11 protein-coding genes and 2 pseudogenes are annotated in these 10,077 nt (G+C 55.7%); 7 read left to right on the top strand and 6 right to left on the bottom strand.

What is annotated here, in order from left to right:
- Positions 1-96: 96 nt before the first annotated feature.
- The 4 genes and pseudogenes from AC1DRN_RS22080 to AC1DRN_RS22065 form a co-directional block, all read left to right on the top strand.
- A pseudogene (locus tag AC1DRN_RS22080) lies at positions 97-490 on the top strand (glutathione S-transferase family protein); the annotation flags it as partial.
- 321 nt (positions 491-811) lie between these two features.
- Positions 812-2,113: an MFS transporter gene (locus tag AC1DRN_RS22075; protein WP_223458906.1), complete on the top strand. Its 1,302-nt coding sequence runs from the start codon at positions 812-814 to the stop codon at positions 2,111-2,113.
- A 156-nt stretch (positions 2,114-2,269) separates the two neighbouring features.
- Complete coding sequence (locus AC1DRN_RS22070) at positions 2,270-2,872, top strand: SCO family protein (RefSeq protein WP_223458908.1); 603 nt, start codon at positions 2,270-2,272, stop codon at positions 2,870-2,872.
- A complete protein-coding gene (locus tag AC1DRN_RS22065) occupies positions 2,872-3,360 on the top strand; it encodes a copper chaperone PCu(A)C (protein ID WP_223458911.1) in 489 nt (162 codons plus the stop codon). The genes AC1DRN_RS22070 and AC1DRN_RS22065 overlap by 1 nt, the downstream gene beginning before the upstream one ends.
- Positions 3,361-3,404: 44 nt before the next feature.
- On the opposite strand, the gene AC1DRN_RS22060 is transcribed toward AC1DRN_RS22065, so the two are convergent.
- Positions 3,405-4,007 carry a KpsF/GutQ family sugar-phosphate isomerase gene (locus AC1DRN_RS22060; protein ID WP_223458913.1) on the bottom strand — a complete coding sequence of 201 codons (603 nt, stop codon included), beginning with the start codon at positions 4,005-4,007 and terminating at the stop codon, positions 3,405-3,407.
- 69 nt (positions 4,008-4,076) lie between these two features.
- Positions 4,077-4,838, bottom strand: coding sequence for an SDR family oxidoreductase (locus AC1DRN_RS22055; protein ID WP_223458915.1), 762 nt, complete (start codon positions 4,836-4,838; stop codon positions 4,077-4,079).
- Here AC1DRN_RS22055 and AC1DRN_RS22050 point away from each other — a divergent pair.
- A complete protein-coding gene (locus AC1DRN_RS22050) occupies positions 4,838-5,095 on the top strand; it encodes a hypothetical protein (RefSeq protein WP_223458917.1) in 258 nt (85 codons plus the stop codon). The two genes, AC1DRN_RS22055 and AC1DRN_RS22050, sit on opposite strands and share 1 nt — an antisense overlap.
- Before the next feature lie 103 nt (positions 5,096-5,198).
- Here AC1DRN_RS22050 and AC1DRN_RS22045 read toward each other — a convergent pair whose 3' ends face one another.
- Positions 5,199-5,840 (bottom strand): HD domain-containing protein, encoded by a 642-nt coding sequence (locus AC1DRN_RS22045; RefSeq protein ID WP_223458919.1) that lies wholly within the window; start codon positions 5,838-5,840, stop codon positions 5,199-5,201.
- A gap of 118 nt (positions 5,841-5,958) precedes the next feature.
- Here AC1DRN_RS22045 and AC1DRN_RS22040 point away from each other — a divergent pair, with 118 nt between their 5' ends.
- The gene (locus AC1DRN_RS22040) at positions 5,959-6,987 is read left to right on the top strand and encodes a GlxA family transcriptional regulator (protein ID WP_411740701.1); all 1,029 of its coding nucleotides are present in this window, start codon (positions 5,959-5,961) and stop codon (positions 6,985-6,987) included.
- An 83-nt stretch (positions 6,988-7,070) separates the two neighbouring features.
- Here AC1DRN_RS22040 and AC1DRN_RS22035 read toward each other — a convergent pair whose 3' ends face one another.
- Together AC1DRN_RS22035 and AC1DRN_RS22030 are read right to left on the bottom strand one after the other, a co-directional pair.
- Complete coding sequence (locus AC1DRN_RS22035; RefSeq protein ID WP_223458922.1) at positions 7,071-7,910, bottom strand: DUF2182 domain-containing protein; 840 nt, start codon at positions 7,908-7,910, stop codon at positions 7,071-7,073.
- Entirely contained in the window at positions 7,907-8,575 is a 669-nt protein-coding gene (locus tag AC1DRN_RS22030; protein ID WP_223458924.1) for a DUF1326 domain-containing protein, read from the bottom strand. The genes AC1DRN_RS22035 and AC1DRN_RS22030 overlap by 4 nt, the downstream gene beginning before the upstream one ends.
- A 102-nt stretch (positions 8,576-8,677) precedes the next feature.
- Between AC1DRN_RS22030 and AC1DRN_RS22025 the strand changes: the two genes are divergently transcribed.
- Positions 8,678-9,658, top strand: coding sequence for a GlxA family transcriptional regulator (locus tag AC1DRN_RS22025; protein WP_223458926.1), 981 nt, complete (start codon positions 8,678-8,680; stop codon positions 9,656-9,658).
- A gap of 71 nt (positions 9,659-9,729) precedes the next feature.
- Here AC1DRN_RS22025 and AC1DRN_RS22020 read toward each other — a convergent pair.
- A pseudogene (locus AC1DRN_RS22020) lies at positions 9,730-9,981 on the bottom strand (SCO family protein); the annotation flags it as partial.
- Between the last annotated feature and the right edge of the window lie 96 nt (positions 9,982-10,077).

The following is a 10,077-nucleotide window of genomic DNA, read 5'->3' as shown; positions in this document are numbered from 1 at the left end:
GTTCAACACTGGACAACCCAATGGCACCGCTGTCTCCCCAACCCCGCGTCTTGAGGTTGTGCGTGCCTGACCAGATCGCGCGCGACGGAACGCACGATGAACACAGTTATAGAACTGTACGGAGCCCAAACCGGCAGCTGCAATCGCGCTGGAAGAAGCAGGCGTGCCATACACGGCACGTCTGCTGAATCTGCGAGCACTTGAGCATCGCGCCCCGGCGTACCTGGCGCTGAACCCGGCCGGAAAGGTTCCTACCTTGGTCGACTCTACGTCGACAACAGTGCGAGTCATCAACCAAGCCAACGCGATCATACAGTTCGCTGACGCGTGGGCTCCGGGTCGGCTGGCGCCCGCACAGCCAGGGCCGGGGCGCGACAAAGTATTCGATCGCTACTTCTACTTCGTAACTGACGTTATTGCGCCTGGCCATGCGGCGTTCTTTCTGCGCAAAACTGGATTAGGAGATGCAGCCGCGGTGATCGATCTGCGCGCCTTCTCTGCCGATCCGAGGTGCAAAAGCATTTCTACCCCTTGGATTCGGTTGGTCGAACGCCATTCCACGCGGTTTATCGGATCTCCTTACAGCGGCGAGTGAAACACCGTACGCGAACGCGCGACTGAAGTTGGCACGAATCATCCAGAAACAGTCATTTTCTACAGCCAGAAATCCATAGACTGACCCTTAGCTGGTCCTGYCGGCGGACTACGAAGCCCCTGTGACGTAGTTGATCACTCGGTAATTCTCATTGCCTTTCTCTTCGAAACCGTAAGTGGCGACGAGCGCCACATTCCGCCAGCAATAGGAGCACTTATGATTTCCGGATGGCTCTCGACAGTTCTCGCCCGACGTAACATTCACTACGGCTGGGCCATGATTGCGGTCACTTTCCTAACCGCCCTGGTCAGCGCCGCATCGGTAGGCGCACCTGGTGTCTTCATCGTGCCAATGCAGATGGAGTTCGGCTGGAACACCGTGGAAATTTCCTCGGCCCTGTCGATCCGTTTCGTGCTATTCGGGGTGACCGCGCCGTTCGCCGCCGCGCTGATGAACAGGTATGGCCTACGCAATGTCACCCTCACCGCGCTGACTGTGATAGTGGTCAGCCTGGTGCTTTCACTCGGTATGACAAAGGTCTGGCAACTGGTGGTCCTGTGGGGTGTCGCGGTTGGCGTCGGCGCAGGGATGACCGCGTTGACCCTCAGTGCCACCGTCGCGTCGCGCTGGTTCAGTGCTCGCCGGGGTCTGGTCGTCGGCGTTCTCACCGCCAGCACCGCGACCGGGCAGTTGATCTTTATGCCAATTCTCGCAAGCATCACCGATCATTCCGGATGGCGCTGGGCGCTCGGTTTGATGTGCCTCTTGCTGGTGATTGCAGCGCTGGCGGTGCTGCTCGTAATGCGTGATCGACCAAGTGATATGGGGTTGCGGCCGTACGGCGATACCAGTTCAGGTCCGATTACCGTACCCACCTCAACCAGCGCGTCGATTCTGGCGGCCTCATTCACTGCCCTGCGTGACGCGGCGAAGACGAAGGTGTTCTGGATTCTATTCGGTACATTCTTCATCTGCGGCGCAACAACCAACGGCCTGGTACAAGTTCACTTAATCCCGATGTGCGGTGATTTTGGTATCTCGCAGGTGAAAGCAGCGGGCCTGCTCGCGGCCATGGGCGTATTCGATCTTGTCGGTACGGTTGCGTCAGGCTGGCTGTCTGACCGTTTCGACAATCGTCGTTTGTTGTTCTGGTATTACAGCCTTCGCGGACTGTCGCTGATCGTGCTGCCTTTCACTGACTTCTCGATCTACGGTCTCTCATTGTTCGCTGTTTTTTACGGTCTTGATTGGATCGCGACGGTTCCGCCTACAGTGCGACTCGCCGCCTCCCGCTTCGGTGCAGAACGCGCCGGACTTGTGTTTGGCTGGATTTTCGCCGGACATCAAATTGGTGCAGCCGTCGCGGCTTTCGGAGCTGGCTGGTCGCGAGTGACCTTGCTCAGTTACTTGCCAGCCTTCTTCACTGGCGGAGCACTTTGCCTGATCGCCGGCCTTGCCATTCTGACGATCAGACAGCAAGAAAAGAAAGCCGCCGCCACGGTCCAGGTAGCCCATTGAGCAATTTTTGAAAGCCCCGAGATGGCTGGGGGACTTGGCTCACTCCAACCTCCAGACATCCAACTTGTGAATTTTTCTGTTTCGTCACTACGCATTTCGAGGAGTCCAGGCAATGAAAGTCAGCGCGAATAACTTATTCATTACAGGTCTCGACACATGAGCACACTCTTGACTCGCCGAGAGTTGATTGCAGGCATCGGCGTGCTCAGTTTGGGCATGCTCGCAAGCTTCGACAGCGTCGCAGGCACGTTTAAATACGGATGGGACTTGAGTGGTCAGGCGCGCGGACGCTCATTCACCTTGAAAGACCCTCAAGGCAATCAAAAAACGCTAGCGAGCTACCAGGGTAGGGTGCCGATGATCTTTTTTGGCTTCACCCAGTGTCCGGCGGCTTGCCCTACTGCACTGGCGAGAGCCGTAAAGATCAAAAAACTCTTGGGGCCTGATGGCGATCGACTCAAGGTCATTTTCATTACGCTCGATCCTGAGCGTGACACGCCTGCCGTGCTGGATGCTTACGTGAAGGCTTTTGATCCAACGTTTGAGGCGCTGTACGGAAATCTTGAAGAGACGGCCGCCACTGCTGAAGAGTTTGGTGTCTTTTATGAAAAAAACCCTATCGGTTCGACGTACACCCTGTCCCACACCGCCATGAGTTACGTGTACGACGCCAAGGGCGTCTTGCGGCTTGGATTTAGCCAGTCGCGCACGGAACAGGAATGTGTGGAAGATCTTCTCACTGTCATGAAGGCAAGTTAATGAATTTTCGATCCCGTAAAACCGTCGTTATCAAGCCTCTTGCACAGGCAGCAATACTGTTTTCTCTATTGGGGATGGCTTGGCAAGCCAGCGCACAGACCAGGATCGACGACGCTTGGGTTAGAGCAACTGTGCCAGGGCAGCAATCAACCGGGGCGTTCTTGAAGATCACCTCAAGCACCGACAGCAAACTGGTGAGCGTGCAATCCCCGGTTGCCAGGACAGTGCAGATGCACCACTCGACCATGCAGAATGAAGTGATGCGCATGGACCCTGTTGAATCGGTTGCGCTACCGGTTGGAAAAACTGTCGTCTTTGACCCTGACAGTTACCACGTGATGCTCATCGGCGTGTACGCCCAGGTGAAAGAGGGAGACAAAGTACCACTGACACTGACTGTGGAGGGTGTTAATGGAAAGAAGGAAACGATCACAGTCGAAGCCAGCGCTCGAGCACTGAATTCATCCGATAGCGGCAAAATGAATTAATCAGTTCAGAAATTTGCAACGTCGTTTGCCTCTGGTCAGCTGTGCTATTCAGTGTCATTAGCTAGCCTGGCCTTGTGCCCGAGGTAACCACCATGATGACGTACACCATAATCGTGGCGAGTAATTCCGTTCTCCTCCATTAGCGTCAGGGCGATGGCGTCACTGATTGCGCTCATGACCGCAATGCTGGCGCTTGGAGTCAAACCCAAAGAACAGGGTTCCTCTATGACGCCCATATCGAGAACCAGATCAGCGTTGTTCCTGAGCTCGCTTTCCGGGTGAGAGGTGATTGCGATGACTTTTCCAGTAGTGAGATGACGGCTGAATTTAATGAGCTCAATGACTTCTTGAGTTTTACCACTGGTAGAAAAAGCAAAAATCAAATCGTTTTTCTCGACAATGCCGAGATCACCATGAGCAGCTTCTGCGGGGTGAATATAGACGGCAGGCGTTCCTGTTGAGCAAAGCGTTGCCGCGAACTTTTTTGCAATAAAACCTGCCTTTCCAATGCCGGTCATGACGAGTTTTCCCGGACACGCTTTGATGAATTCAATCGCCTTATCATAGCTATCGTCTATTTTTACACTACTGATGGCCTTTGCTTCTGCGCTAAGAATCTCTTTGATTCTGTCTAGCCTGTAGCTCATGTAATTACCCTGCTTTTGTATCAACATAGTGAGCGGCCACCGATGGCTTGGTGGCCTGCTGGATTGCGGTCAAGGCGCCGGAAGTGGGTTGTCGATTAACATTTGGTTGAGGTAGTTCACTACATCGTGCTCCCCCGGTCCTGCGCTATTGCGTAGTGCCTGGCCTGCTTCAACAACGACCTCGGTCGTCGCGGTCTCAAGTAGCGCCATGGTTTGCTCAATGAAAGGTTCCAGTTGCATGGCGCGCGCGTCACCGCTCTTGTAAACCAGATCCGTATCGACCCAGGGCGGCGCAATTTCAAGGATACGCACRCTGGTGTCACGCAATGCGAAACGCTGGGACAACGAGTAAGAGTGGATAGCGGCCTTGGTCGCGGAATAAAGCGCGAACATCGCCATCGGAATAAACGCGGCCGTCGAGCTATTGTTGATGATGAACGCTTGCGGCTGTTGCTTCAGGTGTTCGATAAAAGCGCCGCTGATGCGCACCGGCGCCATCAGGTTGGTGTCGATCAGATCGATGGCTTGCGCGTCATCGAGTGGGCCGGTCACGTCGTCGAACGGCATGATGCCTGCGTTGTTGATGATGACGTTCAGTTCTGGATATTTTTGCGTCAGGAGTTGCGCCACGCGAGTAATCTGCGCCGCGTTACTTACGTCGATTTCGACCGAGTCCATACCCGGATTGGCCTGGGTGATTTCATCCAGCAGTGCCTTGCGGCGACCGCCGATAATCACTTTGTTCCCTTTGTTGTGAAAGGCCTCGGCAAGCCCGCGTCCAATGCCAGATGTCGCTCCAGTAATAAATATCGTATTACCGCTGAGTTTCATTGCAGTTTTCCTTTCAGAGAATTGTGATTGAACAAGTTTCGATGGAGGGCGGCCGGGCGCAGGTATTCGCGCGTGCGTCATTCACTGCGGCAGCTGAGCGAGAAGCAAATTTAGCCGGCCAGTCGCACGACATCCGCCCCTCGTTGATCGATGAATTAAAAATGGCGCATGCGAAGACAACAAACACCCAACGCACGCGCCAAAAAACTTCAACACTCAAACGTTTGCTTGTTGGCACGTACGAAGTCACTGACTGACTGAGGCGACTTCCCGGTGACCTCGCCAATAATTCCGTCCTTGCCAGCGAAAATTCCATTCTGGTATCCGGATAAAGTAAATTCCCGTGCGCAACACCGAATGTCAGCTGTCGAAGGGCGCGTTATCAATCAGGTCGCACACATTCGGGCAGTCGAAACCATGTATGTGGCGACGTCCGACGTCAGCGAGCCCGGTGCCAATGGCAGTAAAAGGTTTTTTCCTGGCTACTTCTGCTACCGCCTCAGTGAACGCAGCCTTCATTCCGATGCGGGGATAGAGCGCGAGCGCATCCTCGATCAGCGAAGGTGTAATTTCCTCTATGTTCAAGCCCATAACGTCGACGTGAGCGCCCAGGTAGATGAGGGCGATTTCTGGCTGCTTGCGGTCAGCGATACCGGCGCTGGAGTGAAGTGCAATCGCGTCCCAGACGAGCTCGGTTTTCGACTCCGAATAGCCGTTCGCTAGTAGAAAGCGGCTGGCAGCGTCAGCGCCATCGACTTCAAAGCGCTGTTCGGCGGAAAACTCGTTCGTCAGTCCCAGGTCGTGCAACAGCGCCGCGAGATAGACGGCCTCGCGGTCATACTTCAGGCCACGCTGCTGACCAAGGAATTCGGCAAACCACCAGGTACGATGCACATGGTGCAGGAGCGGTTTAGTGTGGACGCGCTCGACGAGCGAAGAAGCCTTTTGGGCAAGTTCAGAGTCGGGAGCGCTGAAGCCGCCAATGATGACAGGGGTGCTCATGTTTGCTTTCCTCAGAGTGGGTGGCTTGAGGTTCAGTTTAAGTATTTCCGGCTGGCTAAATTGACTATTGGCAGATGATTTGTGCCAATATGCGCATCTTGTCTGCGCGGAGATTGATGTGAGCAAAACGACGAAACCAAGCCATCCGCTTATGAGTTTGAGACCAAAACGTGTCGTGATTCTGGGATTGCCTCCTGTGGACTCGCTAGACGTGATCGGCCCTGCGGAGGTGTTTGCCTTCGCGAACCGATTGCACCGTGGTGACGTTGCTCCCTATCTACTCGAGTTGGTCTGTGCAGGCGCCAACGAGCACCTGGAGAGCAGCACGGGCATCGCGTTGATGGCACACAAGACGCTTGAACAAGAACGTGGTGACGACAAAGCAATCGATACGTTGATCGTGACTTCGGGCTGGAAAGCTCGGGAGCAGGTGGACGAGTCCGCTATCGATTGGATAAGAACGAAGTCCGCGAGTGTTCGGCGGGTGTGTTCGATCTGTGTCGGGGCGTTTGCTCTGGCTGAGACAGGACTTCTGGATGGTCGCAGGGCGACGACTCATTGGCGTATGGCGCGAAGCCTGGCCGAAAGCTACCCCAGGGTGCAGGTCGATCCCAATCCCATCTGGGTCAAGGACGGCAACGTGTACACGTCAGCTGGTATCTCCGCCGGTATCGATCTTGCGCTCGCGTTGGTCAGCGAAGATTTGGGCGATGAAGTGGCTATGGAGATCGCGAAAAATCTTGTCCTCTTCCTGCGGCGTCCCGGCGGGCAGGCGCAGTTCAGTGTCGCCCTGCAATCACAGCATGTTCCCGGCTCCAGCCTGGATGAGTTGTGTCTGTGGATTGCGGAACACCTGCATTCAGATCTGACAGTCGAAATACTCGCGGACAAGCTCTCCACCAGCGTCAGGACGTTAATCCGCTTGTTCCAGCGAGAGTTGCAGACAACGCCGGCGAAGTATGTCGAGGATGTCCGAATTGAAGCTGCCTGTCGCTCGATAGAACTGGGTGGTCGGTCTATGGAAGAGGTTGCACGGCGCAGTGGCTACCACAGCGTGGATGTCCTGAGAAAAGCCTTCGTGCGGCGGATTGGCGTGAGCCCGAAGGAGTACGCACAACGCTTCTCGCCAAATGGCGAGATGGCGTAGGCCGAGGCGATCGGCAAAAGACTGGGGGCGGCGGCATAAAAATGCCGCAGTCCTCATTACGGAAAACGAAATCGCTCCGTTAGTCAGTGTATGTGTATATGCGAAATGTTCACGGTGGCTGTCATGGGGTTTTTCAGAAACGGTACTGTATCGGGTGACAGCGCCATCCAGATCCCCATGGCGCCGAGGAACACGGCGATTGGAATCGCGAGCTTATGCCCACTGGGCAGTACCTTTTCAGCGAACATCAACAGGGTCAGCAACGCCATCCAGGCAGGACTCATGACGCCGACAGCGAACATCACCGCCATCATCGCCCAGCAGCAGCCCACACAGACCATGCCGTGTCGCGCGCCCATCAGAACAGCCCCGAAATCGCCCCCTCGCCAATATTGAGCGAAAAAGGACAGCGGCGAACGGCATCCCGTAAGGCAAACATTTTTCAAGGCCGAGACCTGGAAGATTCCTGCGATAATCAAAACGGCGCCAGCCCAATAGGGACCAGCGCGGTTCCACGCAAGAAACTCGAGGCTGAGGGCACGAATCGCATAATCCAGCAGATAGGCTGCAAGTCCGTAGCCGATCCAGGCGACTGCGTAGCCCGCGATGAAGCAAGCCATGCGCCGCGTTCGTGCGAGCGATTTTCCTCCACGGGACTTCAGCATGGCGGCAAACGCCGCAATGTAGTTGAGTTCTGACGGCAGCATCATTGCTGTCAACATGACGACCCAACCAATAAGGTAGGCGGGTAAGCCGTGTAGCGGGGTTCCTGGCCCCTCATCCATGTCACCCATGACCACCAGCATTTCGAACCAGGCGGCGAGGCTGAGCGCAACGATAACTATCGTCCAGCCCAGGCCCGCTTGACCCCGCCCGAGCGCAGAAGCTGCGGATCGTGAAGCGCAGAGGACCGATTTCATCATGGTGCGTCCGGTCCGTGCCAGTCGAAGGGGATGTGCTTACTCGCTTGGCCGGCCGGGATATTTTGATCGAATCCAAAGGCCTTCCAACGGCCTGCAACGCTCTTGCCCCAGGTCACGGGCGCGTCGGTGGGACCGACTTCACTGCCGGGTGGATTGAAGCTCTGCAGCAGCTTGGTCGGATCGGAGGTCGGCCCCTTCATGGCCTGGCCACTCGCTTCGACCTTGTCGTCGACGGTCACCCGCCAGTGTTCGAGCGTGCTCTCGATGTCGACTGAAATCTTCGCAAACTCGACACCCCTGAGCTCACGCACGTGCGTTGGTACGAACTGTGTCATCCAGCCGCCGGCCTGGCCGGTGAAAATTGCCGCCAAGGCCGCTCGCTGTGCATCGTCGGCGGCAGCATCGAGGAATACGCCTGCATCCAGCCAAGCGCCGTCCCAAAGGTTGCCGGTGAAGTTTGCGAGCAGGACCACCTTCAGGCCTGCCATGGGCGTCGGGCCGTAGTGACCCTCATTGATTCGGTACGCCCACAGCACTTCGCAATGATTGCCTGTGGGAGGCTGAGCGAATGTGCATGGGCACGGTGAGTTGCACGAACAGACGTCCAGCCATTCACCTGCAATTCGCCACTCTGGAGTTGCGACTGTTGCTACTTCGTTTGTCATCTCCTACCCCTTTCGTTTGGTGGTGAAGCTTTTGACATGATGATTCGCAGGCATGATAGTGTCTCGTGGCGATATCGACATAAACAGGGTAAATACCGACACATGACCAGACCTCTCCCAATTGAAATCGGCATCGTCATTTTCCCTGGCGTACAGCTTGCGGCCGTGCATGGTTTGATTGATCTATTCGCGGTTGCGGATCGCTTTGCGGCGCAGCACTACAAAGAGGCGGGCGTTTTCCTGCAGGTCAGCCAATGGCAGGTTGAGGGCCACAGTGGCGCACCTGTCAGAGTCGGGGAGAAGGCGAGGGAGGCCGGCGGGTCTCCTACGGTGCTATTGATGCCACCTCGCTTGGGTACGCAAGTCTCGTCGCAGGAAGCTGCACCGTTTGTTGACTGGCTCCTCGGCCATCATCGCGCGGGCACAACGTTGTGTTCTGTCTGCGGAGGGGCTTTCCTGTTGGCTGAAACCGGTCTGCTGGCGGGGCGATCGGTCACCACGCACTGGGACCATGCCGACTTGTTTCGGCAAAGGTTTCCCGACGCGCATCTTGATATCGATCGGCTTGTCATTGATGACGGCGATATCATCAGCGCAGGGGGCCTGATGGCGTGGATTGATCTCGGTTTGAAGTTGGTCGACCGTTTTCTAGGGCCGGTCATCATGGCGGAAACCGCACATTATTTGCTTGTAGATCCGCCCGGCCGAGAGCAGCGCTACTACAGTGCTTTTTCTCCAAACCTTACTCATGGCGACGCCCCGGTTCTGAAAGTCCAGCATTGGCTACAGGCGACAGGTGCGAAAGATACGGCCCTTGCGTCGCTGGTTCTGCGCTCGGGCCTGGAAGAAAGAACTTTCCTGCGACGCTTTCGCAAGGCCACAGGCTTCACCGCCATCGATTATTGCCAGAGGCTGCGAGTTGGCCGTGCCCGTGAGATGCTGCAATTCAGTACATTGCCGATCGAGGCTATTGCGTGGGAAGTTGGTTACAGCGACCCTGGCGCGTTCCGCAAAATTTTTGTCAGGGTTACAGGGCTAACGCCCGGTGAGTATCGGCAACGATTTAGCGTGAACCGAGCCTAGGCCAAGGTTCTATTCTCGACGGTGCTTGCTCATCGTTTTGTTGTCCATTTGATTTTGATCGAACGTTGAGCTCATTCGCATATTTCCATGAGGTTCAGCAAATCTTGTGCGCACTCTTGTGCCGAAAGCGATGGCGACAATCCAGGGCGCAGCGTACCGCCGTAGTCATACACGTAGCTCGTAGTGGTATGAGACAGTGTGTATGTTGACCCGCTGGGGATTTTTTCATAGCGCACATCGAATTCTTTGGCCGTTGCCGCCGTTTCCTCCAAGGTCCCGGAAAGTGCAACAAATGACGAATCAAAACCTTTGGCGTAAGCGTTCTGTGCGGATTCCACGGCCATCCGGCCACCCGAAAGGCAGGCAGCGACGCAGGATTAATTCACTACCATCGACCTCTTTTATCGAAGCAGAGAGGT

It is taken from the genome of Pseudomonas sp. P5_B3 (genome assembly GCF_056400405.1).
Note: the sequence above shows the minus strand (reverse complement) of the source record. Positions and strands in the feature narration are given on the sequence as shown.

Bases quoted from the DNA above. Each gene is read 5' to 3' on its own strand.
- AC1DRN_RS22025 (WP_223458926.1), top strand. From the start codon at position 8,678: ATGACCAGACCTCTCCCAATTGAAATCGGCATCGTCATTTTCCCTGGC.
- AC1DRN_RS22045 (WP_223458919.1), bottom strand. From the start codon at position 5,840: ATGAGCACCCCTGTCATCATTGGCGGCTTCAGCGCTCCCGACTCTGAA.
- AC1DRN_RS22035 (WP_223458922.1), bottom strand. From the start codon at position 7,910: ATGATGAAATCGGTCCTCTGCGCTTCACGATCCGCAGCTTCTGCGCTC.
- AC1DRN_RS22065 (WP_223458911.1), top strand. From the start codon at position 2,872: ATGAATTTTCGATCCCGTAAAACCGTCGTTATCAAGCCTCTTGCACAG.
- AC1DRN_RS22070 (WP_223458908.1), top strand. From the start codon at position 2,270: ATGAGCACACTCTTGACTCGCCGAGAGTTGATTGCAGGCATCGGCGTG.
- AC1DRN_RS22030 (WP_223458924.1), bottom strand. From the start codon at position 8,575: ATGACAAACGAAGTAGCAACAGTCGCAACTCCAGAGTGGCGAATTGCA.
- AC1DRN_RS22075 (WP_223458906.1), top strand. From the start codon at position 812: ATGATTTCCGGATGGCTCTCGACAGTTCTCGCCCGACGTAACATTCAC.
- AC1DRN_RS22060 (WP_223458913.1), bottom strand. From the start codon at position 4,007: ATGAGCTACAGGCTAGACAGAATCAAAGAGATTCTTAGCGCAGAAGCA.